This is a genomic window from Isoptericola croceus (assembly GCF_029382255.1).
In the GTDB taxonomy this organism is placed as follows: Bacteria; Actinomycetota; Actinomycetes; order Actinomycetales; family Cellulomonadaceae; genus Isoptericola; species Isoptericola croceus.
In genome coordinates, this window is record NZ_JARLLG010000007.1 from 81,169 (window position 1) to 104,814 (window position 23,646).

Genomic DNA, 23,646 nt, shown 5'->3' on the forward strand with positions numbered 1-23,646 from the left:
GCCGCCGTCGTCCCGTCTATCGCCGATCGGCCCGTGACGATGCCGGGCGACCTCTTCGCGGAATCCGATGACGCAGCGCGCGAGATGAGCCGCTTCGACGCGGAGCTCGGCGGTGAACTCGCGCCCTTCACCAGCGTGCTGCTGCGCAGCGAGTCGGCCGCGTCATCGAAGATCGAGCGACTGACGGCTTCCGCGCGGCAGATCGCACTCGCCGAGCTCGGACCGGCGAAGTACGGTTCGAACGCGCCGCAGATCGTCGCCAACACCAGGGCGATGCGAGCCGCACTCGACCTCGCGGACGAGATGAGCCCTGAGGCAATGCTCGCGATGCATCGCGAACTCATGCTGCAGCACGACCCGCAGGAGGCCGGGAGGTGGCGCACCGAGCAGGTCTGGATCGGTGGATCGGACTTCTCTCCAGCGGGAGCTGACTTCGTGCCGCCGCACCACGACCACGTTCCAGCGGCGATCGACGACCTGGCCCGGTTCGCGGCTCGGCATGATGTGCCGGCCATCCCGCACCTGGCCATCGCCCACGCACAGTTCGAGACGATCCACCCGTTCACCGACGGCAACGGACGAACCGGACGTGCCCTCGTGCAGGCGATGTTGCGTGCCAGAGGGCTGACGCGCAACGTCACCATGCCCCTGTCGGCCGGCTTGCTCGCACATGTTGGTGACTACTACCGCGCCCTTGACGCCTACCGCGAGGGTCGTCCCGAACCCTTGGTGACGATGTTCAACACGTCGACATACCGCGCCATCGACAACGGCCGGGCCTTGGTCGGCGATGTCCGAGCGATCCGTGAGGCCTGGGACGAGCGCCTGACGGTGCGCCGCGGCAGCCGCACCTACGACGTTGCCGACCTCCTCACGCGCCAGCCCGTCATCGACAGCCGCACGCTCGCCTCGGAGCTCGGTATCGCGCGCGGGCATGTGCGCCGCCACATGGACCCGCTGATCGAAGCGGGTGTCGTGACCGAGACCAAGGTCCACCGGCACGGCATCACGTGGTCCGCGTTGGAGATCCTGCATGCCCTGGACGACTTCGCCGAGCGTGCCGGGAAGCGGCGTGCCCCCGCGGGACACGCGCGTGCAGTGAACGACATCGCATCCGACCGGCCGGCTCGCTGAGCCAGAGGTCCATGCCGCGCCTTGTCAGCGCGGGACGCGTGTGAACAGCCCCGGGTAGTCGACCACGAGCCCGTCGTCGTCCACGGTGATCTCGCGCCGGAAGTCGCTGTCACGGGACTCGTAGAGGTATTGGTCGGTGGCGAGGCGAGTGTATCGCTGCGGGTCGGCCGTGACGGTGAACGTCTCGGGGTCGACGTACGCCGTCACGATGTCCGCCGCCTCGCCGACCGCCAGCTCGAGCCGGCGGATCGGGAGGGTGTTGGTGAACGGGCTGAAGGCCAGGTCGATGTCCACGGCCTCGGCCAGGTCGGGGCGGGCCGATCCGTCCGCATGCCACTCGCCGTCGTCCCGCGCGAGCTCGAGGGTGCGCCCGTCCGACGACCGGAGGCTCAGCGCGATGAACGTCCACGTGGGGTCGAGCTCGACGGCGTACTCGAGCTGCTCCGGCCCGAGGTCGACGATCGACCGCGCCCGATATTTGCCGTCGCGCACCGTGAGGTCGAGATGCTCCACGCTGTCGGAGGCGACGCCGTGCCACACCACCATCACCATGGGCCGTCACTCCTTGCTCGTCCCGTCCAGGATCGCGGGTGGGGCGCTGCCGCGCACCCGGTCGGGACGCGCCGGTCACGAGGAGGGTTCGCGCAGGATGTGCGGCACGCCGGCCGGGTTGCACACCCAGTGGGCGCGAGGGGGCAGGGGTTCGAGCTCGTCGCGGGTGGGCGTCCCGTGGGCGGCCAGGTGCCGCGTGGCGGCGTCGAGGTCGTCGGTGTTGAGCTCGAGCCAGAGGTCGTGGTGCGCGGTGCTGTCGACCTGGTCGAGCCACAGCGTGCACGGGCCGAACTGGACGCGTGCCGTCCTGCTGACCTGTTCGCCGGGGGCGTCGGGCTCGGTCTGGACGTCGAGCCCCAGGGTGTCGCGGTAGAAGGCGAGCGTGTCGTCGTAGCGGGCGGTGGGGATCTTCATCGCGATGTTGACGCCACCGCGGAACGTGGGCGTGGACATGTGACCTCCTGGGATCGGGTAAGTGCAAGCAGGCTATTGCAGTTTGGGGTCACCTGCAATAGATTGATTGCATGACGACATCGACCGACCACATCGAGCGCGAGACCGAGATCGCCGCACCACGCGCGCTGGTCTGGGAGCTGGTCACGGAACCGGGCTGGTGGATCAACGACGGCGAGCTCGTCGAGCACCGGATCGAGCCTGACGGCCAGCGTCGGGTGGTCGTGCACGACCCGGTCCACGGCGCCTTCGCCGTCCGGACCGTGACCGAGCGCCCTCAGGAGTACGTCGCGTTCCGCTGTTACAGCGGGAACAGCAGCGGCCGACGGCGTGGCTCACTGAACGCGGGGGCGTCCACCCTGGTCGAGTTCCACCTCACGGCCCTGTCTCCGACGGCGACCAGCCTGCGCGTCGTGGAGTCCGGGTTCGACTCGCTCGACGAGGACGCCTCCGCCCGGCGGGCGATGCTCGACGCGAACACCGAGGGCTGGGTCGTCGAGCTGGACCTGGCTCGGCTCGGCGCCGAGGGCGGTGTCGCATGACGTCGTCGGCGGTGGTCCAGGTCTGCTCGGCGCTCGGCGACGAGAACCGGTGGCAGATCCTGCGGATGCTGGGGGAGCGACCGCGATCGGCATCGGCGTTGGCGGCCGAGCTCCCGATCAGTCGGCAGGCGATCGCCCAGCACGTCGAGGTGCTGGTGCGCGCAGGGCTCGTGGAGCGGGAGCGCCACGGCCGTGAGGTGCGGTACGTGCCCGTGGGCGCGGCGCTCAGTGCCGCCGTCGGCCAGCTCCAGGCCGCTGCCGCCGGGTGGGACCGCCGGCTGGAGGCGCTGAGGCGGCGTGCTGAAGGATCCGCGGAAGTTAGCGGGTGAGACCGCGGGACGGCGTCGGGTGAGAACACCTCGGAGCCCGAACGCGGGCACCGGGAGCGCATCGATGCTCCCGGTGCCCGTTCATGGCGTCAGTCGTACCGGCATGTGCTGCCGCCTTCGTTGAGCGTTCCGGCTCCTTGCTGCTGCGGTCGAGAATCGATCAGGGTGTGGTGAGGGAGAACCGATTGACGGTGACGGCCCCGCCGAGGGCGACGGTGGCGTGGTTGAAGATCGCAAACCGGTGGCCCGGGAAGAAGTTCGGGCGATTGCCGAGCGTGTGGGCGGTTCCGAGCGGCGTGAAGGTCGTGCCGTCGGTGCTGTAGGAGAAGGTCGCCTGGCGTCCGGTGCCAGGTCGAATGTCGGCGGTGGCGCGCAGCCAGACTCGGCTGGCGTTGCTGCCGCCGTCGACCCGGACGAGCTGCCACTGCTGGTTGCTGCCGTTCCAGTCGCTGTACTGCACGACCTTGGCGCCGTCGTTGGTCGCCGCGTTCTGGACCTCGACCGCCTTGTTGCTGTTGCGGTTGATCAGGCGCACGTAGCCGCCGCCGGCGTCCACGAACTGGAACTGCTGGTTGGTGCCGCCGTGGTCGGTCCACTGGTGGATGGCGGCACCGTCGGCTGTCGACCAGCTGGACACGTCGAGCATCTTGCCGGAGTGCCGCACCTTGATCTGGTAGTAGCCGCCGCCGGCGTCCACGAACTGGAACTGCTGGTTGGTACCTGTGGTGCGGGTCCACTGGTGGAGCTCGGCTCCGTCGGCGGTGGACACGCCGCTGACGTCCAGGGCCTTGCCGCTGTTGCGGTTCAGCAGCACGTACCAGGCGGAGGTGTCGACCGTGCCGGCAGCGGCCGGGGCGGACAGTGCCGCACTCGCGCGTTCGGTGCCGGTGCTGGTGGTGCTCCAGTCACTCCGGTCCATGGCGAGCCCGTCGGTCATGGACAGGCGCGTGACCCCGTTGTCGCGGCGCAGGCCGATCCAGGCTGAGGAGTCGCGAAGTATCGCGAGTCCGGCCCGGTCGCCGTTCGCCATCGCCGACGGGTCAAGCTCGACGGTGGCGGTGGAGGTAGGGCCCTGGATGCGGTGGGTGATGGTGTTACGGGCTGCGTACAGGTCGTTGGTGACCGTGGCGGTCTGGAGCCTCAGTCCGTTCCCGGTGGACCACTTGGTGTTGTCGGGGTTGTGGTTCCATTCCCACTTGGCGGCCAAGGTCGCGGCGGTGAACGTGTCGGCGCCGGTGAGCGGTGGAACCGGGTGCGGGGTGAGGTCCGGGAGCGGGTAGGTCTTGCCCCAGGCGCCGTTGACGGTGGTGACCTCCGGCCAGCCGTCCGAGGTCCAGGTGATCGGCGCGAGCGCGGGCATCCGCCCGCCGGGGTAGGCGTCGACGAAGCCCATGTAGTACCAGTCGCCGCCGGGGGTCGAGACGAGGCCGCCCTGGTGCGGGACGCCGCCGCCGTCGATCGGGCCGGGCATGTCGAGCAGCACCTCCCGGACTTCGTAAGGTCCCCACGGCGACGAGGACTTGAGGATGTACTGGCCGTTCGGGGGCTTGGTGACGAAGATGTAGTAGCTGCCGTTGATCTTGTAGAACCGGGAACCCTCCAGGACGCCGATGTCCGACGGGGTGGAGAAGACCTCCTGGTTGCGGACCTCGGTCTTGCCGTCGGCCGAGAGCTGCGCGACGCGGATCTGGGTGGCGCCGTAGGCGACGTACATGGTGTCGTCGGTGTCCACGAGCATCCCGCAGTCGTAATAGGAGCGGGAGAGCTCGGCGTGGCGGGTCCAGGGCCCGGCGGGGTTGGTGGCGGTGTACATGAACGAGCGGTGGAAGTCGATCTGCCCGAGCCAGTAGAAGCGGTTCTCGCTGGCGCGGTGGGTGATCGAGGAGGCCCAGATGCCTCCCACGTAGCGGTTGCCGCCGTTCAGGTCGTAGTGGTTGTTGAAGTCGAGCCTCGGTACGGAGTGGCCGATGAACTCCCAGTTGACGAGGTCCCGGGAATGCAGGACCGGGGCTCCGGGCGAGTAGTGCATCGTGGACGCGGTCATGTAGAAGTCCGCGCCGACGCGGATGACCTCGACGTCGGCGAAGTCCTGCCAGATGACGGGGTTCGTGAAGGTCGACTCCATGGCTTGGGCTTCGGCTGCGGTGAACGGGTCGAGGGCGGTACCGGCGGCGACCCCGGCGATCACGCCGGCTCCGCCGATGAGCACACGCCTGCGGCTTATGGGGAATTCGAGCCAGGACATGGTGGTTCCTTTCGTTAGCCGAGGGCAGGCGCAGTCCGCGCCGCCGTGGGGGTTGTGGTGCCGATGACGGTGGCCGCGCCCGCCGCGGCGACTGGGCTGACGATGGTGCGGCGTGTCAGGGACAGGGGAGTTCCTCTCGTAGGGCAGGTCCGGACCGGGGGGCGGCGGACCGGCGGGTGCGTCGCCTCGGTTCGGTGCCGGGTCGGTCGGTCGACGGAGGCCGCCGCGATGTCGGCGAGGACGGTGCCGGCGCAGCAGGTGGCCCCCACGGGACGAGCGAGAGCTGCCGGTTCGTCGCGCTCGTCCGCTTCAACGACGCACATCGTGGCGCCGACGGTGCGATCGACTGAGAACTACACGAGTGGGACATGGTCCTCCTTGACCAAGCCGGACGGTTCACCCGACGTCGGGCGAACCGCTACGCATGCCCTGGCGCAGGCGCAAGTGTGGTAGCGCTCACATCTGTCTCAGGCGTGGCTACGCCTAAGAGAAGCTTCGACGACGCAACCTGCCTGGTGAGCCGAGCCTCGTCGGCTTCGAGGGAGATTGTGAGCGGTAACATGACGGCTCGTCAAGGCCTCCGCGCGTTTCCGCCACCAGTGCGAGGCCGGGTGACGCGGCTCGACGACTCGTACTGATGCGACAAGGGGCTGTGCGGCAAGCCGGGGGGTTGACTTGCCGGTCAGGGATCACCGAAGATTCGCCTAGCCGCCGGACAGGAGCATTCCCCACGCAGGAAACGACGACGTTGGTGGGGTCGCTCGTCTGTCGGGTGGTTCAACGTTGCTGCGCGACTGCTGGCTGGCTGCACTCGAAGCTGAGTGCCACCGGTACCTCAGATCACAGGCGCCGCGGGCGACGGAGGCGGGCTGTTTGGTGTTGTCAACGGGTCTTCAGACGGCAAAATGTTAGCGCTCACATTGCTGAGGAGGTCTCGGCGCCGACCCGGACCGGCCATCACCGCCTCGAAACGGAAGAGAACCGAGAAACTCCAGGAGTAGATGATGCGAACAAGAGCAAGGTGGCTCAGTCCGATCGCGGCGCTGGGTCTGGTGCTGGCCGCCGTGATGACGCCGATCGGTTCCGCCAGTGCGGAGTCCAACGGCGGCGTGCGTGTCATGCCGCTGGGTGACTCCATCACCCACGGCACGCAGACGCCCGGCGGGTACCGGATCGGCCTGTGGCAGCACCTCGCCAACGCCGGTCACACCGTGGACTTCGTCGGGTCGCAGTCCAACGGGCCGGCAAGTCTCGGCGACCGCGATCACGAAGGCCACCCCGGCTGGCGTATCGACGAGATCGACGCGAACATCGTCACCTGGCTGAACACCTCCCAGCCGGACACTGTGCTGCTGCACATCGGCACCAACGACATCCTGCAGGACCACAACGTCTCCACCGCCCCGGACCGGCTGTCCACGCTGATCGACCGCATCACCACGACGGCGCCGAACGCGAAGGTGTTCGTCGCGCAGATCATTCCGCTCGGGTGGAGCGACGGGGACGCGACGGTCAAGACCTACAACGCGGCGATCCCCGGCATCGTGCAGAGCAAGGTGAACGCCGGCAAGAACGTGCACCTGGTCAACATGCACAGCGCCCTGACGGCCGCCGACCTGCAGGACGGGATCCACCCGACGGCCGGCGGCTACGACAAGATGGCCGCGGTCTGGTACGACGCACTGCAATCGGTACCCGGCAGCGTCGGCGCCGGGGGCGCCACCGAGATCGTGGGTGTCCATTCCGGCCGCTGCCTCGACGTCGCCGGGGTCAGCACCGCCAACGGAACGGACGTCCAGCTCTGGGACTGCTGGGGCGGCTCCAACCAGAAGTGGACCTACACCGCCGGCAAGGAGCTCAGGGTGTACGGCAACAAGTGCCTGAACGCCTCCGGTGAGGGCACCACCAACGGCACCAAGGTGGTCATCTGGGACTGCAACGGGCAAGCCAACCAGCAGTGGAACGTCAACGCCAACGGAACCATCACCGGGGTGCAGTCCGGCCGGTGCCTGGACGCCTCGGGCTTGGGCTCCAGCAACGGCACGAAGATCCAGCTCTGGACCTGCGGCAGCGGACAAGCCAACCAGCAATGGACCAGAAGGTAACCACGGCGCACCGGCGCGCAGAGAGCTGAGCAGGCGGGCTGCGAGCCGGGCGAGGTGTCGGCACCAGAGTCTTGAGCCAGGAAAGCTCGCCCGGCGGTCGCCCCTCGAGGGCGATCGCCGGGCGGGCCCGTGTGCGTAGCTATCGCGATGAGGCCATAGCAGGGACGGCCCGTGCGAGACGGCTGATCGTTGTTGACGACGGGTTCCCAGGAGGTGGAATGTTAGCGCTCCCATGGCATGCCCAGGTCGGGATAGTCGACGTCGACGGAACGGCTACCACCGCCTCGAACGGAAGAAGATCCTACGAACTCCAGGAGTAGATGATGCGAACAAGAGCAAGGTGGCTCGGCCCGATCGCGGCGCTGGGTCTCGTGGTGGCCGCGATGATGGCGCCGATCGGCCCCGCCAACGCGGAGTCCAACGGCGGCGTGCGTGTCATGCCGCTGGGTGACTCCATCACCGAGGGCACGCAGACGCCCGGCGGGTACCGGATCGGCCTGTGGCAGCGCCTCGCCAACGCCGGTCACACCGTGGACTTCGTCGGGTCGCAGTCCAACGGGCCGGCCAGTCTCGGCGACCGCGATCACGAAGGTCACCCCGGCTGGCGTATCGACCAGATCGACGCGAACATCGTCAACTGGCTGAACACCTCCCAGCCGGACACCGTGCTGCTGCACATCGGCACCAACGACATGCTGAAGGACGGCGAAGCCACCGCCCCGGACCGGCTGTCCACGCTGATCGACCGCATCACCACGACGGCGCCGAACGCCGAGGTGTTCGTCGCGCAGATCATTCCGCTCGGGTGGGGCGACGGGGACGCGGCGGTCAAGACCTACAACGCGGCGATTCCCGGCATCGTGCAGAGCAAGGTGAACGCCGGCAAGAACGTGCACCTGGTCGACATGCACAGCGCCCTGACGGCAGCCGACCTGGAGGACGGGGTCCACCCGACGGCCGGCGGATACGACAAGATGGCCACGGTCTGGTACGACGCACTGCAATCGGTACCCGGCAGCGTCGGCTCCGCGAGCAGCAACGCCGAGTACGTGGGTGTCCATTCCGGTCGCTGCCTCGAGGTCGCCGGGCTCGGCACCGCCAACGGTACGGACGTCCAGCTCTGGGACTGCTGGGGCGGCTCCAACCAGCGGTGGGCCTACACCGCGAGCAAGCAGCTCGTGGTGTACGGCAACAAGTGCCTGGACGCCCACGGTCACGGCACCAGCAACGGCACCAAGGTGGTCATCTGGGACTGCAGCGGACACGCCAACCAGCAGTGGAACGTCAACGCCGACGGCACCATCACCGGGGTGCAGTCCGGCCTGTGCCTGGACGCCTCGGGCTGGGGCACCAACAACGGCACGAAGGTCCATCTCTGGACCTGCGGCGGACATGCCAACCAGCAATGGACCAGACGGTAACCACGGCGCACCGGCGGCCTGTAGAGAGTTGAGCAGTTGGGCTGCGAACCTGGTGGGGTGTCGGACCCGGTGTCGTGAGCCAGGAAAGCCCCGCCCGGCGGTCGCCCTTCGAGGGCGATCGCCGGGCAGGCCCGTGTGCGCGAGTAGTACCGCCCGCCCCGCGCGATACTGGCACGCATGGACGACAAGCTGCCCGTGGACCTGGACCAGATGTTCGACCTCGCCCGCGCCGGTGAGAACCTGCTGCTCGAGTTCGTCGACGCCGGGGTCCCCACCGACCATGCCGATGCCCAGGGCAACACGCTGCTCATGCTCGCCGCGTACCACGGCCACGCCGCCCTCGTGCGTGCTCTGGCGGAGCGGGGCGCCGACGTCAACCGGCTCAACGCCCGCGGTCAGTCGCCGCTGGCGGGGGCCGTGTTCAAGGGTGAGCCCGGCGTCATCGAGGCCCTGATCGAGGCGGGCGCCGACGTCGACGCGGGGGAGCCGAGCGCCCGGGCGACCGCCGCGATGTTCGGGCGGACCCTGCCGGGGGCTTCCTGAGCGGCAGGTAGGCTTGAACATCGTGGCCACCATCGACTTTCCCGCCGAGATCAAGGCGCTCCGCTCGACCCTCACGTCCATCGAGTCGGTGAGCGACCCTGCTGTCCTGCAGGAGCGGATCGAGATGCTGTCCGACCAGGCGGCCTCTCCGGACCTGTGGGACGACCAGGACAACGCGCAGAAGGTCACCTCGGCGCTGTCCCACGCGCAGAGCGAGCTCGAGCGTGTGAAGCGTCTCGGGAGCCGGATCGACGACGTCGAGACGCTCGTCGAGCTGGGCAACGAGATGGAGGACGCCGACTCCCTCGAGGAGGCGCAGGCCGAGGTCGAGTCGATCCGCAAGGACCTGCGGTCGCTCGAGGTCCGGACCCTCCTCAACGGCGAGTACGACGTCCGCGCCGCGGTCGTGACGATCCGGGCCGGCGCCGGTGGTGTCGACGCCGCGGACTTCGCCGAGATGCTCATGCGCATGTACCTGCGCTGGGCCGAGCGCCACGGCTATCCCACCAAGGTCATGGACACCTCCTACGCGGAGGAGGCCGGGCTGAAGTCGGCGACGTTCGAGGTGGACGTGCCCTACGCGTTCGGCCACCTGTCGGTCGAGGCAGGTACGCACCGCCTGGTCCGCATCTCGCCGTTCGACAACCAGGGCCGCCGGCAGACCTCGTTCGCCGCGGTCGAGGTGATCCCGCTCATCGAGCAGACCGACTCGATCGAGATCCCGGAGAACGAGCTCAAGATCGACGTCTTCCGCTCCTCGGGCCCGGGCGGCCAGTCCGTGAACACCACGGACTCGGCGGTGCGCATGACGCACATCCCCACTGGGACCGTCGTGTCGATGCAGAACGAGAAGTCGCAGATCCAGAACCGCGCCGCCGCGCTGCGCGTCATGCAGTCGCGCCTGTTGCTGATCCGCCAGGCGGAGGAGGCCGCGAAGAAGAAGGAGATGGCCGGGGACATCAAGGCGTCCTGGGGCGACCAGATGCGCTCCTACGTGCTGCACCCCTACCAGATGGTCAAGGACCTCCGCACGGAGCACGAGTCGGGCAACGCCCAGGCGGTGTTCGACGGCGCGATCGACGAGTTCATCGAGGCCGGCATCCGCTGGCGTCGTTCGGGCGGATCCAGCTGACCTGAGCTCGTTTGCGTGGCGCTACCTCGCGGCGCGGGCGTGCTACCTCGCGGTGCGGTGCGCTACCTCACCGGAATGTGCGCTACCTCGCGCTTGATGTAGATTTCAGCGATTTGTCATAGTTGCGCGAAGCAACGAGTCGACCCACGCCGTACCGGCGTGTCCTCCGGCGGGCGGGTGCCGCCGTCGTGCGACTCTCGATCAGGCGAGCACCGGGGGACAGTGGTGCCCGCCGGGGGGAGGAACACGCAGTGATCCGGTTCGAGAACGTCTCGAAGGTCTACGCGCGGGGGGCCAGGCCCGCGCTCGACGAGGTCTCCGTCGACGTCGAACGGGGGGAGTTCGTCTTCCTCGTGGGTGCGTCCGGCTCGGGCAAGTCGACGTTCCTGCGGCTGGTGCTGCGCGAGGAACGGCCCACCGGCGGGCGCGTCTACGTCGCCGGCCGGGACCTGACCCGGCTGTCCGCCTGGAAGGTGCCCTCGCTGCGCCGCGGGATCGGCATGGTCTTCCAGGACTTCCGGCTCCTGCCCAACAAGAACGTCTACGAGAACGTCGCGTTCGCGCTCCAGGTCATCGGGCGGCCGCGCCATACCATCAGAACCACCGTGCCGGAGGTCCTGGAATGGGTCGGCCTCGACGGCAAGGAGAAGCGCCGCCCCCACGAGCTCTCCGGTGGCGAGCAGCAGCGCGTCGCGATCGCCCGGGCCTTCGTCAACCGCCCGCAGATCCTGCTCGCCGACGAACCCACGGGCAACCTCGACCCGACGACGTCGCTCGGCATCATGCGCCTGCTCGACCGCATCAACAGCACCGGGACCACGGTGGTCATGGCCACGCACGACGACGAGATCGTCAACGAGATGCGCCGCCGCGTCGTCGAGCTCTCGACCGGGCACGTGGTGCGCGACGAGGCCGACGCCCAGTACGGCCGACGGGAGGACATCCTGCCGCTGGTCGGTCCCGCCCCCGTGCTCGACGCCCCCGGCCGCGGGGTCCCGCGTCGCGGCGCGCCGACACCGAGGATCGTCGTGCAGCCGGAGCCGGGCGACGTCGCCGCGGAGCAGGCAGCCGAGGCCGCCGTCGAGCAGGGAGCCTTCGAGGGGGACGTCCTCGAGCAGGACGCCCGAGCGTCGCTGGCGGACGACCCCGTGGAGCCCGACGTCACCGAGGGGCCGTCGCGCAGGACGCGTCGCGCGATGTCCGGCGCGGGCGCCGGCTCCGAGGAGGCCTGAGCCGTGCGGTGGCAGTTCATCCTCGTCGAGGTCCTCCAAGGGCTGCGACGCAACGCGACGATGGTGGTCTCAGTCATCCTCGTGACGTTCGTGTCCCTGACGTTCGTAGGGGCGGCCGCCCTCCTGCAGGCTCAGATCACGAAGCTCAAGGGGGACTGGTACGACCTCGTCGAGGTGTCCGTGTTCCTCTGCCCCGATGGTTCCACGATGCCCACGTGCGCCGAGGGGGAGGCCACGGAGGACCAGGTGGCCGCGATCGAGCGGGCGATCAGCACCGAGCTCGACGAGGTCGTCGCGTCGACCTACTTCGAGTCCAAGTCGGAGGCCTTCGAGGCGTTCTCCGTCCGCTACCCGGACGGCTACCAGGGCACCCAGCTCACCGAGGACGACATGCAGGCGTCCTACCGGCTCCAGCTCGCCGACCCCGAGCAGTACCAGGTGGTCGACGACGTGCTCAGCGGCCGCGACGGTGTCGAGGTCGTCGAGGACCAGCGAGCCGCGTTCGAGCCGCTCTTCCTCGCGCTCAACCGGGCCTCCTTGGTGGCGGTGGGTCTCGCCGCGGTCATGCTCCTGGCAGCAGCGTTGCTGATCACGACCACGATCCGGCTCTCCGCCGTGTCGAGACGCCGAGAAACGGGCATCATGCGTCTCGTGGGTGCGTCGAACCTCTTCGTGCAGCTGCCCTTCATGCTGGAGGGCGCCATCGCCGCGCTCGTCGGCGCCGTGCTCGCCGTCGGCGGGCTCTGGCTCGCCGTGCAGTACCTGGTGGTGGACTGGCTCGCCCAGTCCGTCGACTGGGTCAACTACGTCTCCACCGCCGACGTCCTCGCCATCGCCCCGCTGCTTCTCGGTGTGGCCGTCGCGCTCGCCGTGGTGTCCTCCGTCGTCACCCTGCACCGTTACACGAGGGTGTGATCCCGTGAACCGTCGCCCGCACTCCCGCCTGCGCAAGATCGTCGGCGCCGCCGTCGTCGGCCTGCTCGTCCTCGGGCCGTCCGCACCCGCGCTCGCCGACGACATCGACGATCAGCGCGCCGCCGCCGAGCAGGAGCGGCGCGAGAAGGAGGCCGAGCGGAAGGAGCTCGAGGTCTCCCTCGAGGACACGAACGCCGAGTACGCCCAGGCGGTGCTCGACCTCAACACGGTCGAGGCGCGCCTGCCGGTGGCGCAGGCCGAGCTGGCCGCGGCCCAGGCCGCTCTCGCCGAAGCGCAGCGCAAGGCGCAGATCCTCGCCCAGCGGCTCGCCGACGCCGAGGACGAGGAGACGAGGATCACGACGGAGATCGCGGACGGCGAGGGCAAGGCCGAGGCCGCCCGGTCCGACGTCGTCGCGATGGCCCGCGAGGCGTACCGCCGCGGCGACGACGTCAGCACCCTGGGGCTGGTCACCGGGGCGCAGTCCACGCGCGAGTTCCTCGAGGACGTGGCCGTCAACTCCTCCGCCGCGCGGAGCCAGTCGCGCGCCGTCGCCGAGCTGCAAGAGGCGGAGACCGTCGCGCGCAACCAGGAGGCGCGTCTCGTCGCGATCCGCGAGACCATCACCGAGCTCAAGGCGGAGGCCGACGCGAACGTCGTCGTCGCCGAGGAGGCCGAGAAGGACGCCGCCGAGCGCAAGGCAGAGGTCGAGCAGCTCATCGAGGACCAGAAGCAGCTCAAGGCGACGATCGAGGACAAGCGGGACGAGACGGTCGCGGAGCTCGAGGAGAACGAGGCCCAGCGGGAGACGCTCGAGGACGAGATCCAGCAGATCATCGTCAAGCAGGAGGAACGCGACCGTCGGCTCGAGGAAGAGCGCAAGAAGCGCGAGGCCGAGGAGCGCAAGCAGCGTGAGGCCGAGGAGCGCAAGCAGCGCCAGGCGGAACGCGAAGCGGCCGAGCGGGAGAACTCGAGAGGGGGAGGCGGCGGTGGTTCCGGTTCCGGCTCCGGGGGCGGATCCGGTGGCGGCGGTGGCGGCGGCTCCAGCTCGGGTGGCGGAGGCGGCGGCGGTGGAGGCTCGTCCACGTCGGGTCCGTTCCTGGGGTGGCCCACGAACTACCGCGTGGTGACCAGCTCCTACGGTCAGCGGTACCACCCGATTCGCAACGCGTGGCGCCTGCACGCGGGCACCGACATCCGGTCCTACTGCGGCACGCCGATCTACGCCGCGCAGAGCGGGTACGTGGAGCAGGCCTACTTCGGCAGCGGTCCGGGCAACAACGTGCTGATCAACCACGGCCGGCACAAGGGCGACAACGTCATGAGCCGCTACCTGCACCTGTCCCGCGACGTGGTCAGCGTCGGGCAGAAGGTCTCCAAGGGGCAGGTCATCGGCTACTCCGGCAGCTCGGGGACCTCGACGGCGTGCCACCTGCACTTCGAGGTGTTCGTCAACGGCAGCACGGTGGACCCGATGGGTGGTTGGCTGAACTGACCGGACGCCCGCGTCGATCGCCGGGCTCGCTGATCGCCGAGCGCGGAAAAGGCCTGGACCGCCGTCGTGGGCCGCGTATCCTGGGACGCTGCGGTCCGCGACCAGGGGAGGAGGAGCCGTGTCCACCAAGGCCAAGGGCGCCAAGAAGAAGAAGTCGGACGACCCACGCCAGGTCGTGGCGAACAACAAGAAGGCGCGCCACGACTTCGTGATCGAGGACGTCTTCGAGGCCGGCATCGTCCTGTCGGGGACCGAGGTCAAGGCGCTGCGCATGGGGCGCGCGTCGCTGCTGGACGGCTACGTCGCGATCGACCACGACGAGGCGTGGCTGGAGAACGTCCACATCCCCGAGTACTTCCAGGGCACGTGGAACAACCACACGCCGCGGCGCAAGCGCAAGCTGCTGCTGCACCGCGAGGAGATCGACCGGCTCGGGGTCAAGTCGCGCGAGAAGGGGCACACGATCGTGCCGCTGCGGCTGTACTTCCTGGACGGCCGGGCCAAGGTGGAGATCGCCCTGGCCCGAGGCAAGAAGGAGTTCGACAAGCGCCAGACGCTGCGCGAGCAGCAGGACATGCGCGAGGCCCGGCGGGCCATCCGCCACAAGGAGCTCCTCGGCTGAGCAGACCCGCCGCCGAGCGCGGCGTGCGCCCGACGGCGGTGCGGACTCAGCGTTCGGCCGCCGGCACGGTGCCGGGCATCCACAGGAACTGGATGCGCTCCATGATCGGCTTGCGCTGGGTGTTCTGGAACGCGGCGACGGACCAGCCCTGATCGCCCCCGTCGGCACGCACGAGCGTGTACGTCTGCACTTTGGTCGAGGTGCCTGGCGTGTCGCCCTCGTAGGTATCGCCCCGGACGGTGAGAACGGCGACGTCGCTCGTGAGGAACCGCAGGGCGAGGTAGGAGTTGTCGAGCCGGGTCCCGTTCAGCACGTCGTCGAACAGGGCGGCGTGACTGTCGATGATGTCCTGGCGTCCGGCGTAGTGCGTCCCCGCGAACGTGGTGTAGGTCGCGTCCGGGGTGAACGCGGAGCCGTAGGCGGAGGCGTCGTGGGCGGCCCACGACGCCTCGAGCCCGTCGACGACGTCGCAGACGCCTGCGACCGCGCCCGGCGCGGAGACACCGCTCACCGGCACGTCGGCGCACCGGGCGACCCCGTTCGCGGCGACAGCGCTGGTAGCCCGCAGGTAGGTGAGGCAGCCTGCCGTCGCCATGGCGAGGATCACGGCCGCACCGACGGCGACCCGCCACCACCGACGCCGTCGGCCCGAGGGTCGGCTCGTGCCCGGGTCGGGTGCGTCGTCGTGGGTGACGTCGATCGTGGCGGTCTGCGTGGTCATCGCGTCCTCCGGGGGGAGTTCATGAGATAATGTGTGTACGCATGCAAGTATTGCACACGTGCAACTAAGGAGTCGAGTGGACCTCACGACGACCTATCGCCGGTACCTCGCAGCCGTGGTCCGGTTCCACCTGGCGGCGGCCGATGCCGGCGGGCTGGGTGCGACCGACTACCAGGCGGCCAACCTGCTCGCCTCCGAGGGCCCGCTGACCTCGGGCGAGCTGGGCCGGATGCTGCGGTTGTCGCCGAGTGCGACGACCCGAGTGGTCGACCGACTGATCGACGCCGGGATCGCCGAGCGTGCGGCCGACCCGGACGATCGCCGTCGAACCCTCGTGCGCCACACCGGCCTGCTCCCCGACGGCCTGCTCGACCTCCTCGGGCGGGTGCAGGAGCCGATCGGGAGGGCCGTCGCCGGCCTCACCGACGCCCAGCGCGAAGGTCTCGAGGTCTACCTGCATGCTGCGACCGCCGCGTACCGCGACGCCCTCGAGCGCTGACGGGCACCGCCAGGCGGGTGCGGGAAATATCCGTGCATGGCCGAGCGTTGATCGTCTACGATGGAGAGACCCGGCGGCACGGGCAGGTCGGCCGTGCCAGCGGGCTTTGACAACACCACAGGGGCTGATCGGTTTCGACGGTGGTCGTGATTCCAGGAGAAGCGGGCCGAGGAGGCAGGCTCATCTCGTGAACGATGCCTGCAAACCTATAGGTGCCGATAACAAGCGCACCGACTTCGCCCTCGCCGCCTGAGCGAGTCTCGAAGTCCGTGAGCCCGGGATTGCTCTCGACCCGGTAGCTCGCGTCATCTAGAGAGCCACTGCTCGCAGCCTTCGTCGTCGGGGCTGCGGGGACACTCAGACGACTGAGCCCGTCCACACCTTGTCTGCGTGAGTGTGGGGGCTGAGAAAAGCACAGCAGACTGCGCCCGGAGAAGTCCTGGAACAGCGTCACCGGACCCGGGTTCGATTCCCGGCAGCTCCACACCGAAGCGATGCCCCCGACCGTCCAGCGGTCGGGGGCATCGTCATGCCTGCGCCGTCCGCGCCGGTCCCCACCGAGGGTGAACTCCGCGGTGAGGCCTGGCCGGGATCGACGGGGTGGGCGCAACATGAGAGGACCGGGCGCCACCGCGGGGCGGTGCCCACGGATGAAGGAGTCCGGTCATGAGGAAGATCATCGTCGCGGCGGCTGCTGCCGCGGCACTGACGGTGCTGGGTTCCCCGGCCGCCGCGCACGTCATCACCGTCGACCCGCCAGGTCAGTCCGACACGAAGGAGGGCTGGGTCGGTGGAGGCGCCCTGCCGGGACAGGGCAAAGGGCTCGTCCCCGGGGGACCGGACGGGTCGTTCAAGCTGAGCCCGGCGCACGCCAAGGGCTTGAACAGTGCCTGCAAGTCGACCGAGGCGAACCCGTCGGCCGTGGACATCCGCGGACCGGGTGGACCGGGGTGTGCGCACGGCCAGTAGACCTGCCCAGGTACCTCACCTGACCTGTCGGCCTTCCGGGCCCGTGCGGCGAGGCCGGTTCCGCAGACCAGGTCGAGCTGCGCGAGCTCGGCGCGGCACACTGGGGCACATGCCCCCGACCTCACTCGTCGAACTTCTCGCCGCGCCGCCGGCCCTCCCGGTCATCAGCGGCCTCGGTGAGCTCGAGACAGCGGTGCGCACGTCCGGGACGGCGGTGCTGCAGTCCCCGCCAGGAAGCGGGAAGACCACCCTGGTCCCGCCCTCGCTCGCGGTCGCTCGGGGCGGCCGGGTGGTCGTCACCCAACCACGCCGGATCGCCGCTCGCGCCGGCGCTCGCCGACTCGCCGGGCTCCTCGGCGAGCCGGTCGGCCGGACGGCCGGTTTCTCGGTGCGCGGCGACCGGCAAGCCGGCCCGGAGACTCTGGTGGAGTTCGTCACCACCGGCACCCTGCTGCGCCGACTGCAGCACGACCCGGAGCTCCCCGGGGTGAGCGCCGTCGTGCTCGACGAGATCCATGAGCGCCAGGTCGACGGTGACCTCCTGCTCGCCATGCTGATCGAGGCACGTGCCGCGCTGCGGGAGGACCTCGCGGTCGTGGCCATGTCCGCCACGGTCGAGGCAGGCCGCGTCGCCGAGCTGCTCGGGGCGGGGACGTCCGTGGTCACCGTGCCGGGCGCGCTGCACCCGGTCTCGACCGTGTGGTGCCCGGGGCCGCGCACAGCACCGCGACTGACGCCGTCGGGCACCAGCCGTGAGTTCCTCGGTCACGTCACCGACGTCCTGGGACGAGCGCTGCAGGAACAGACCGGTGACGTCCTGGTCTTTCTTCCAGGTGCCCGGGAGGTCGACGACGTGGTGCGTCGCGCCCGCGCCGCCTGGCCTCGGGTCGATGTGCTGCCGCTGCACGGCCGCCTCTCGGGGGCCGAGCAGGATCGTGCCCTCCAGCCGACGTCGAACCGGCGCGTCGTCGTCTCCACGGCGGTGGCGGAGTCCTCGCTGACCGTCCCGGGAGTCCGGGTCGTGGTGGACGCCGGCCTCGCCCGGGAGTCCCGCACCGACCACCATCGGGGCCTGGCCGGGCTCGTCACCCGTAGCGTGAGCCAGGCCGCCGCCGAGCAGCGCGCAGGACGGGCTGGACGTCAGAGCCCTGGGACGGTGTACCGGTGCTGGTCCGCGGCGGAGCACGCCGGTCTGGCGCGCCACCCCCGGCCGGAGATCCTCACCGCCGACCTGACCGGCCCGATGCTCGAGCTCGCTCTGTGGGGCGCGCCGGGGGGCAGAGGTCTGGCACTGCTGGACGCGCCCCCGCCGCCGGCCGCCGCGGCCGCTCTCGCCGTCCTCGGGGAGCTCGGCGCAGTGACGTCCGACGGCACCGTCACGGCGCGGGGCCGGGCGATCGCGGCGGTCGGGACCGACCCTCGCCTGGCACGGGCCCTGCTCGACGGCGCGGAGGCCGTCGGCCCCCGCGTCGCCGCGGAGACCGTCGCGCTCCTTGCGGCCGATGGCGGACCGAGCGACGTCGACCTGGCGGTGGCGCTGCGCCGCCAGCGTTCCGCACCGGGGCGGGGCAGCGCCTGGCGGCGCGAGGCGGACCGCTGGGAGCGGATCGCCGCGCCACCGGGCCGGGCCGCGACGGACGACCGGACCAGGACGTCGTCCAGGTCGCACGGGGTGAGCCTGGACCTCGCCGTCGGGACCGTGACGGCGTTGGCCCATCCTGATCGCATCGCCCGCAGGCGGCCAGGGACCGACCGATACCTCATGGCAGGGGGAGCCGGGGCGCGCCTCGCCGGGGGAGCCCTGGCCGGCAGCGAGTGGCTCGCCGTCGCGGAGGCGACCCGGTCGCCCGGTCAGCCCGACGCCCTCGTCCGGTCGGCGGTACCGATCGACGAGGCCACCGCACGCCACGCCGGGGCGGGGCTGCTGAGGACGGCGGACGACGTCGCGTGGCGGGACGGCCGGCTGGTGGCTCGCCGGGTGGTGCGGCTGGGGGCGATCGAGCTGTCCGCGGAGCCCCTGAGCCGTCCGTCGGCCGACCTCGTCGCCATCGCCGTCCAGCAGGGCCTGCGCGCCGAAGGGCTCGACCTGGTGCCGTGGCCACCGGCAGCGGTCTCGCTGCGCCGCCGGCTGGCCTTCCTGCACTCAGCACTGGGTGAGCCGTGGCCGGACGTGTCCGACGAGGCCCTGCAGGACCGGGTGCCTGAGTGGCTCGGGCCGGACCTGGCCCGCGTGCGGACCGGCCGAGACCTTCGCCGCCTGGACACGACGACGGCGCTGCGCAGGCTGCTCCCATGGCCCGAGGCTTCCCGGCTGGACGTGCTCGCTCCCGAGCGCGTCACCGTCCCGACCGGATCGGCCCTGCGTGTGGACTACTCCGACCCGGCCCGGCCTGTCCTGGCTGTCCGCGTCCAGGAGGTCTTCGGCTGGCACGGGGCACCCTCCCTGGCCGGTGGACGGGTGCCGCTGGTCCTGGAGCTGCTCTCGCCGGCGCGCCGGCCGGCCGCCGTCACCGCGGATCTCGCGGGGTTCTGGCGCACCGGCTATCCGCAGGTGCGGGCCGAGCTGCGCGGACGGTATCCCAAGCACCCGTGGCCCGAGGACCCGGCGGCCGCCAGTGCGACGACTCGGACCAAGGGTGCTTCGCGCGGCTGAGACCCGCGGCCCGTCGCCTGCCTGGCCGCGCCGCGACGCGCGGAGATCCTGTGAATGCTGGACACTGAAGTCCCACGTCGTCATGGTGGGGGTGCTGACCGTCACCGGAGAGGGGATGCCATGACCGAGGGAAGGCTCGATGCGGTCGCGAGGCGGCTGGGGCTGCGGACGGACCCGATCATCTTCTTCGTCTCGGCCGCGCTCATGGTGGCGTTCCTGCTGGTGCTGCTGGCCTTCCCGGAGTCCATCGGCAGCGCGTTCGGGCAGGGCCGGGAATGGATCGTCACGAACCTCGGATGGTTCTTCATCCTGGGGGTGACGGTCTGGCTGCTCTTCCTCGCGTACATCGCGCTGAGCCGGTACGGCCACCTGCGGCTCGGTCCGGACGACGCCCGCCCGGAGTACAGCAACCTGTCGTGGTTCGCGATGCTGTTCGCCGGTGGGATCGGCACGGTCCTGATGTTCTGGGGCGTGGCCGAGCCGATGTCGCACTTCGCGACGCCGCCCCTGGCCGACGTGCCGCCGTACTCGGCCGAGGCCGCCGAGAACGCGATGTCGATCTCGATGTACCACCTGAGTCTGCACACCTGGGCGATCTTCACGTTGCCCGGCCTGGCGTTCGGCTACTTCGTCTACCGTTTCGACCTCCCGCTGCGGGTCAGCTCGGTCTTCTACCCGTTCCTCAAGGAACGGATCTACGGCCCGATCGGCAGGACGATCGACATCTTCGCCGTGCTCGGCACCCTGTTCGGCCTGGCGGTGTCCCTCGGTCTCGGTACGTCGCAGATCGGTGCGGGGATCAACGCGCTCCTCCCAGGTGTCGAGAACGGCATGTGGCTCCAGGTGGGCGTGATCACCGTACTCACGATCGTGGCGGTCGGGTCGATCGTGGCCGGTCTCGACAAGGGCGTGAAGCGGCTGTCGAACGTCAACATCCTCCTGGCGGTCGGCCTGATGATCTTCGTGCTGGTCTCCGGGGACACGGTCTTCCTGCTCCGGCAGATCCCGCAGAGCATCGGCGTCTATCTCCAGGATCTCGTCGGGCTGGCGTTCTGGAACGACGCCATGTCGCCGTTCACGAAGGAGGACGGCTGGGGCTGGCAGGGCGGTTGGACCGTCTTCTACTGGGCCTGGACGGTCACCTGGGCGCCGTTCATGGGGGTGTTCCTGGCGCGCATCTCCCGCGGGCGCACGATCCGTCAGTTCGTGGGCGGTGTGCTGATCGCGCCGTCGTTGTTCACGGCCGTGTGGTTCGTCATCTTCGGCTGGTCCGCGATGGAGCTCGACGGCATCGGCGGGTCGGGCGGTGCGCTCGCCGATGCGGTCTCGGAGGACGTCGCGCTGGCGATGTTCACCTTCTTCGAGAACTTCCCCGCGGCGACGCTCGTCTCGGGCATCGCCGTCGTGGTCGTGGCCCTGTTCTTCGCGACCTCGTCGGACTCGGCGTCCCTGGTGATCGACATGCTCTGCGCGGGCACCCCGGACTCGGGGCCCACGCGCCAGCGGGTCTTCTGGGGGGTGAGCGAGGGTGCGCTGGCGGCGTCGCTGATCATCCTCGGCGGCCTGACCGACGCGGACGGTCTCGCCGCGCTGCAGCAGGTGATCACCGTGATCGGGTTGCCGATCTTCCTCCTGGTGTTCCTCATGCTGTTCAGTCTGCTCAAGTCGTTGCACTCGGAACGCCGTGCCGCGATCGAGGCGCAGTTCGCCGGGGTGCTGGCTCGCCGTGACCGTGCTGACCGAGGCCGGCCGAAGGTGGCCGGACAGGGCCGTGGCCGGGAGGCGGGCGACGAGACTGCCGCGCCGGTCGAGGGTGCACTACCTGCCTCCGACACCAGCGAGCAGACCTGACAGCTCGATGAGGATCGACGACCCGAGCCTGTCCTGGCCGCTGCTCGCGCTCGACCGTGCCGCCGTCGAGCACAACGTCGCCACGGTGGCCGGAGCGCTGGCGGCGGCAGGTGTCGAGCATGCGCCGCACGTCAAGACCCATATGGCTCGGGCCCTGTGGGACCGGCAACGCGCGGCGGGTGCCTGGGGAGCAACGGTCGCCACGCCGGCCCAGCTCAGCACGGTGCTGGCATGGGGTACCGCGCGGCACGTGCTGCTGGCCAACGAGCTGGTCGATCCGCGGGACGCCGCCCGGGTCCGTGCCGCCCTCGACGCCGGTCACGCCGACGAGGTCTGGGTGTGCGTGGACTCCGCCCACGGCGTCGAGGTGCTGCGCAGAGCGTTCGACGGCGCGACGCACCAGCGGCTCGGCGTGCTGGTCGAGCTCGGGGTGGACGGCGGCCGCACCGGCGTCCGGACGGTCGACGGGGTCGTCGGTCTCGCCCGACGGGTCACCGGTGCGGGCCTGCGGCTCGTGGGTGTCAGCGGCTACGAGGGGCCGGTCGCGCGCGGCACCGGCGCGGCCGAGCTCGACGCGGTCGCCCGCTGGTGCGTCCGGCTGCGCGAGGCGGGGGCCGCCGTCGCGCACTTCGTCGAGGGGCCGGTCGTGCTGTCGGCCGGGGGCAGCGCCTACACGGACGTGGTGGTGCGGCAGCTCACGGCGGCACCCGGTGCGCGCGTCGTCGTCCGCTCCGGGGCGTACGTCGCCCACGACCACGGCCACTACGCGCACGCCGACCCGTGGACCCGGCTGGGGGTCGCGCCGCTGCGGCCGGCGATCACGGTGTGGGCGTCCGTGCTCTCCGCGCCCGAGCGTGGCCTGGCGGTGTGCGGCATGGGTCGCCGGAACGTCTCGTTCGACATCGACCTCCCGGTGCCGCTGGTCGCCCGCAGCACCGACGCCACGGGCCGGCTCGACGGAGCCCGAGCCCTGGACGCCCGGGTGACCGCGCTCGACGACCAGCACGCCTACCTGCACGTCCCCGACGACGACCTCGTCCCGGGAGAGGTCGTCGGGTTCGGCATCTCGCACCCGTGCACGACCTTCGACAAGTACCGCACGGGCCTGCTCACCGACGGCGACGAGGTCGCTGCGATCCTGACGTTCGAGCTCACGCAGGACCGCTGACCCCGACGACGTCGGTCAGCGCACGAGCTCGGGCTCGCGGTCGTGCTCCGTGGTCGCCGGGCCGTCCGGGCCGCCGCTGCCGTCGTCGGGCCCGCTCCCCGGGCTGCCGTTGCCGCCTGACTGCCCGGGCGGGGGAGTGCCGACGCGCCGTCGGACCAGCCGGTACACGACGAACCCGACGGTGGCGACGGCGAGCCACGGAAGCAGGACGCCGAAGACCAGCACGACGGTCTCGACGGTGGCGACGAACGCGTTCCACCCGGTGGCCAGGCCGCCGGTGAAGCCACCACGCGGAGCGGTCAGCTGTTCCGCGGGTGCCTCGATCCGCACATGGATGGTGGACATGGCGACCTGGTCGCTGAGCGACTCGCGCTGTGCCGCGAGGGAGTCGAGCTCGGCCTGGCGCTGCGAGAGCTCGCGCTCCACCTCGAGCAGGTCCGCGGTGGATCCCGCCGAGGCGAGAAGCTCGCTGAGGCGGGCGGTGGACGTGGTGAGCGCCGAGATCCGCGCGTCGAGGTCCTGACCCTGGCTCGTGACGTCGGTGCTGGACATCTCGAGGTCCTGGACCGTGCCGAGGTCGTGGAGCGCTTCGACGGCGCTGGAGGTGCGGTCAGCCGGGACGCGGAACGTCAGCTCGGCCCAGCCGGGGGAGCCCTCGTCGCCGGGGTTCTCGTGGCGCTCCTCGACGTGTCCGCCCGCCTGCTCCACGAGTCGGATCAGCGCTGCCGACGTGGCCGTCGGTTCCGCGGAGACGATCGTGACGTAGCCCCTGACGATCACCTCGCGGTCGACGACGGAGGAGGTCGCGTCCTGCTCGAGGCCGTTGTCGTCCGCCACGGCGGCAGCCTCGTCGGCTGCCGTGTCACCGTCCGACATCTCCATGGAGCTGCCGGCCGTGCTGTCCGCTCCCGAACCGGAGCAGGCCGCAAGGCCGAGGGTGAGCACCAGGGCGACGGCGGCCGTCGCCGCGCGGCGAGGCAGGGAACGAATCGGCATGGCACCGACTCTAGGCGGCTGACCTGGCCGGACGCGCGGTGCGATCGAGATCGTGATCCGACCGTGCCG

The 23,646-nt window shown here is 70.3% G+C and carries 21 protein-coding genes, 1 other RNA gene and 1 pseudogene; 18 read left to right on the top strand and 5 right to left on the bottom strand.

Annotated features, from left to right (window positions below):
• Nucleotides 1-39 precede the first annotated feature (39 nt).
• Nucleotides 40-1,134 (top strand): Fic family protein, encoded by a 1,095-nt coding sequence (locus PZC42_RS15140; RefSeq protein WP_277212552.1) that lies wholly within the window; start codon nucleotides 40-42, stop codon nucleotides 1,132-1,134.
• 24 nt (nucleotides 1,135-1,158) lie between these two features.
• Here PZC42_RS15140 and PZC42_RS15145 read toward each other — a convergent pair whose 3' ends face one another.
• The gene (locus PZC42_RS15145; RefSeq protein WP_277212379.1) at nucleotides 1,159-1,686 is read right to left on the bottom strand and encodes a putative glycolipid-binding domain-containing protein; all 528 of its coding nucleotides are present in this window, start codon (nucleotides 1,684-1,686) and stop codon (nucleotides 1,159-1,161) included.
• Between the two features lie 75 nt (nucleotides 1,687-1,761).
• The gene (locus PZC42_RS15150; protein WP_277212381.1) at nucleotides 1,762-2,139 is read right to left on the bottom strand and encodes a VOC family protein; all 378 of its coding nucleotides are present in this window, start codon (nucleotides 2,137-2,139) and stop codon (nucleotides 1,762-1,764) included.
• A 71-nt stretch (nucleotides 2,140-2,210) separates the two neighbouring features.
• Between PZC42_RS15150 and PZC42_RS15155 the strand changes: the two genes are divergently transcribed.
• Both PZC42_RS15155 and PZC42_RS15160 read left to right on the top strand, forming a co-directional pair.
• Entirely contained in the window at nucleotides 2,211-2,681 is a 471-nt protein-coding gene (locus PZC42_RS15155) for an SRPBCC family protein (RefSeq protein WP_277212382.1), read from the top strand.
• Complete coding sequence (locus tag PZC42_RS15160; protein ID WP_277212383.1) at nucleotides 2,678-3,010, top strand: ArsR/SmtB family transcription factor; 333 nt, start codon at nucleotides 2,678-2,680, stop codon at nucleotides 3,008-3,010. Before PZC42_RS15155 ends, PZC42_RS15160 begins: the two co-directional genes overlap by 4 nt.
• 160 nt (nucleotides 3,011-3,170) lie before the next feature.
• Here the strand turns inward: PZC42_RS15160 and PZC42_RS15165 are convergent, their stop codons facing one another.
• Nucleotides 3,171-5,255 carry a family 43 glycosylhydrolase gene (locus PZC42_RS15165; protein WP_277212384.1) on the bottom strand — a complete coding sequence of 695 codons (2,085 nt, stop codon included), beginning with the start codon at nucleotides 5,253-5,255 and terminating at the stop codon, nucleotides 3,171-3,173.
• Between the two features lie 194 nt (nucleotides 5,256-5,449).
• Here PZC42_RS15165 and PZC42_RS15170 point away from each other — a divergent pair, with 194 nt between their 5' ends.
• The 9 genes and pseudogenes from PZC42_RS15170 to smpB all read left to right on the top strand — a co-directional run bounded on the left by PZC42_RS15170 (nucleotide 5,450) and on the right by smpB (nucleotide 14,720).
• Nucleotides 5,450-5,605: a hypothetical protein gene (locus PZC42_RS15170; protein ID WP_277212385.1), complete on the top strand. Its 156-nt coding sequence runs from the start codon at nucleotides 5,450-5,452 to the stop codon at nucleotides 5,603-5,605.
• A gap of 654 nt (nucleotides 5,606-6,259) precedes the next feature.
• Nucleotides 6,260-7,360: a ricin-type beta-trefoil lectin domain protein gene (locus PZC42_RS15175; protein WP_277212387.1), complete on the top strand. Its 1,101-nt coding sequence runs from the start codon at nucleotides 6,260-6,262 to the stop codon at nucleotides 7,358-7,360.
• A 323-nt stretch (nucleotides 7,361-7,683) separates the two neighbouring features.
• Nucleotides 7,684-8,781 carry an RICIN domain-containing protein gene (locus PZC42_RS15180; protein ID WP_277212388.1) on the top strand — a complete coding sequence of 366 codons (1,098 nt, stop codon included), beginning with the start codon at nucleotides 7,684-7,686 and terminating at the stop codon, nucleotides 8,779-8,781.
• 177 nt (nucleotides 8,782-8,958) lie between these two features.
• Nucleotides 8,959-9,324, top strand: a complete 366-nt coding sequence (locus PZC42_RS15185) for an ankyrin repeat domain-containing protein (protein WP_277212389.1) — start codon at nucleotides 8,959-8,961, stop codon at nucleotides 9,322-9,324.
• A gap of 22 nt (nucleotides 9,325-9,346) precedes the next feature.
• Nucleotides 9,347-10,456, top strand: coding sequence for a peptide chain release factor 2 (gene prfB / locus PZC42_RS15190; RefSeq protein WP_277212390.1), 1,110 nt, complete (start codon nucleotides 9,347-9,349; stop codon nucleotides 10,454-10,456).
• A gap of 251 nt (nucleotides 10,457-10,707) precedes the next feature.
• Nucleotides 10,708-11,385, top strand: a pseudogene (ftsE, locus tag PZC42_RS15195) (cell division ATP-binding protein FtsE); the annotation flags it as partial.
• A gap of 306 nt (nucleotides 11,386-11,691) precedes the next feature.
• Nucleotides 11,692-12,603, top strand: coding sequence for a permease-like cell division protein FtsX (ftsX, locus tag PZC42_RS15200; protein WP_277212392.1), 912 nt, complete (start codon nucleotides 11,692-11,694; stop codon nucleotides 12,601-12,603).
• Between the two features lie 4 nt (nucleotides 12,604-12,607).
• Nucleotides 12,608-14,098 (top strand): peptidoglycan DD-metalloendopeptidase family protein, encoded by a 1,491-nt coding sequence (locus tag PZC42_RS15205; RefSeq protein WP_277212393.1) that lies wholly within the window; start codon nucleotides 12,608-12,610, stop codon nucleotides 14,096-14,098.
• A gap of 118 nt (nucleotides 14,099-14,216) precedes the next feature.
• Nucleotides 14,217-14,720 carry an SsrA-binding protein SmpB gene (gene smpB / locus PZC42_RS15210; RefSeq protein WP_277212394.1) on the top strand — a complete coding sequence of 168 codons (504 nt, stop codon included), beginning with the start codon at nucleotides 14,217-14,219 and terminating at the stop codon, nucleotides 14,718-14,720.
• A gap of 46 nt (nucleotides 14,721-14,766) precedes the next feature.
• Here smpB and PZC42_RS15215 read toward each other — a convergent pair whose 3' ends face one another.
• Nucleotides 14,767-15,441: an SgcJ/EcaC family oxidoreductase gene (locus PZC42_RS15215; RefSeq protein WP_277212395.1), complete on the bottom strand. Its 675-nt coding sequence runs from the start codon at nucleotides 15,439-15,441 to the stop codon at nucleotides 14,767-14,769.
• Between the two features lie 76 nt (nucleotides 15,442-15,517).
• On the opposite strand from PZC42_RS15215, the gene PZC42_RS15220 reads away from it, so the two are divergent.
• The 6 genes from PZC42_RS15220 to PZC42_RS15245 all read left to right on the top strand — a co-directional run bounded on the left by PZC42_RS15220 (nucleotide 15,518) and on the right by PZC42_RS15245 (nucleotide 22,581).
• A complete protein-coding gene (locus tag PZC42_RS15220) occupies nucleotides 15,518-15,940 on the top strand; it encodes a MarR family winged helix-turn-helix transcriptional regulator (protein WP_277212396.1) in 423 nt (140 codons plus the stop codon).
• 120 nt (nucleotides 15,941-16,060) lie between these two features.
• Nucleotides 16,061-16,427, top strand: a transfer-messenger RNA (tmRNA) gene (gene ssrA, locus PZC42_RS15225).
• 179 nt (nucleotides 16,428-16,606) lie between these two features.
• The gene (locus PZC42_RS15230) at nucleotides 16,607-16,909 is read left to right on the top strand and encodes a hypothetical protein (RefSeq protein ID WP_277212397.1); all 303 of its coding nucleotides are present in this window, start codon (nucleotides 16,607-16,609) and stop codon (nucleotides 16,907-16,909) included.
• A 109-nt stretch (nucleotides 16,910-17,018) separates the two neighbouring features.
• Nucleotides 17,019-19,562 (top strand): ATP-dependent helicase HrpB, encoded by a 2,544-nt coding sequence (hrpB, locus tag PZC42_RS15235; RefSeq protein WP_277212398.1) that lies wholly within the window; start codon nucleotides 17,019-17,021, stop codon nucleotides 19,560-19,562.
• A gap of 120 nt (nucleotides 19,563-19,682) precedes the next feature.
• Nucleotides 19,683-21,413, top strand: coding sequence for a BCCT family transporter (locus PZC42_RS15240; RefSeq protein WP_277212399.1), 1,731 nt, complete (start codon nucleotides 19,683-19,685; stop codon nucleotides 21,411-21,413).
• A gap of 7 nt (nucleotides 21,414-21,420) precedes the next feature.
• A complete protein-coding gene (locus PZC42_RS15245) occupies nucleotides 21,421-22,581 on the top strand; it encodes a type III PLP-dependent enzyme domain-containing protein (protein WP_277212400.1) in 1,161 nt (386 codons plus the stop codon).
• Nucleotides 22,582-22,596: 15 nt separating this feature from the next.
• Here the strand turns inward: PZC42_RS15245 and PZC42_RS15250 are convergent, their stop codons facing one another.
• On the bottom strand, nucleotides 22,597-23,577 hold the full coding sequence (locus PZC42_RS15250) for a DUF4349 domain-containing protein (RefSeq protein WP_277212401.1): 981 nt from the start codon (nucleotides 23,575-23,577) through the stop codon (nucleotides 22,597-22,599).
• Between the last annotated feature and the right edge of the window lie 69 nt (nucleotides 23,578-23,646).

Bases quoted from the DNA above. Each gene is read 5' to 3' on its own strand.
- PZC42_RS15150 (WP_277212381.1), bottom strand. From the start codon at position 2,139: ATGTCCACGCCCACGTTCCGCGGTGGCGTCAACATCGCGATGAAGATC.
- PZC42_RS15165 (WP_277212384.1), bottom strand. From the start codon at position 5,255: ATGTCCTGGCTCGAATTCCCCATAAGCCGCAGGCGTGTGCTCATCGGC.
- PZC42_RS15250 (WP_277212401.1), bottom strand. From the start codon at position 23,577: ATGCCGATTCGTTCCCTGCCTCGCCGCGCGGCGACGGCCGCCGTCGCC.
- PZC42_RS15175 (WP_277212387.1), top strand. From the start codon at position 6,260: ATGCGAACAAGAGCAAGGTGGCTCAGTCCGATCGCGGCGCTGGGTCTG.
- PZC42_RS15185 (WP_277212389.1), top strand. From the start codon at position 8,959: ATGGACGACAAGCTGCCCGTGGACCTGGACCAGATGTTCGACCTCGCC.
- PZC42_RS15180 (WP_277212388.1), top strand. From the start codon at position 7,684: ATGCGAACAAGAGCAAGGTGGCTCGGCCCGATCGCGGCGCTGGGTCTC.
- PZC42_RS15145 (WP_277212379.1), bottom strand. From the start codon at position 1,686: ATGGTGATGGTGGTGTGGCACGGCGTCGCCTCCGACAGCGTGGAGCAT.
- PZC42_RS15230 (WP_277212397.1), top strand. From the start codon at position 16,607: ATGAGGAAGATCATCGTCGCGGCGGCTGCTGCCGCGGCACTGACGGTG.
- hrpB (WP_277212398.1), top strand. From the start codon at position 17,019: ATGCCCCCGACCTCACTCGTCGAACTTCTCGCCGCGCCGCCGGCCCTC.
- PZC42_RS15140 (WP_277212552.1), top strand. From the start codon at position 40: ATGCCGGGCGACCTCTTCGCGGAATCCGATGACGCAGCGCGCGAGATG.
- PZC42_RS15215 (WP_277212395.1), bottom strand. From the start codon at position 15,441: ATGACCACGCAGACCGCCACGATCGACGTCACCCACGACGACGCACCC.
- PZC42_RS15155 (WP_277212382.1), top strand. From the start codon at position 2,211: ATGACGACATCGACCGACCACATCGAGCGCGAGACCGAGATCGCCGCA.
- PZC42_RS15160 (WP_277212383.1), top strand. From the start codon at position 2,678: ATGACGTCGTCGGCGGTGGTCCAGGTCTGCTCGGCGCTCGGCGACGAG.
- PZC42_RS15240 (WP_277212399.1), top strand. From the start codon at position 19,683: ATGACCGAGGGAAGGCTCGATGCGGTCGCGAGGCGGCTGGGGCTGCGG.
- PZC42_RS15245 (WP_277212400.1), top strand. From the start codon at position 21,421: ATGAGGATCGACGACCCGAGCCTGTCCTGGCCGCTGCTCGCGCTCGAC.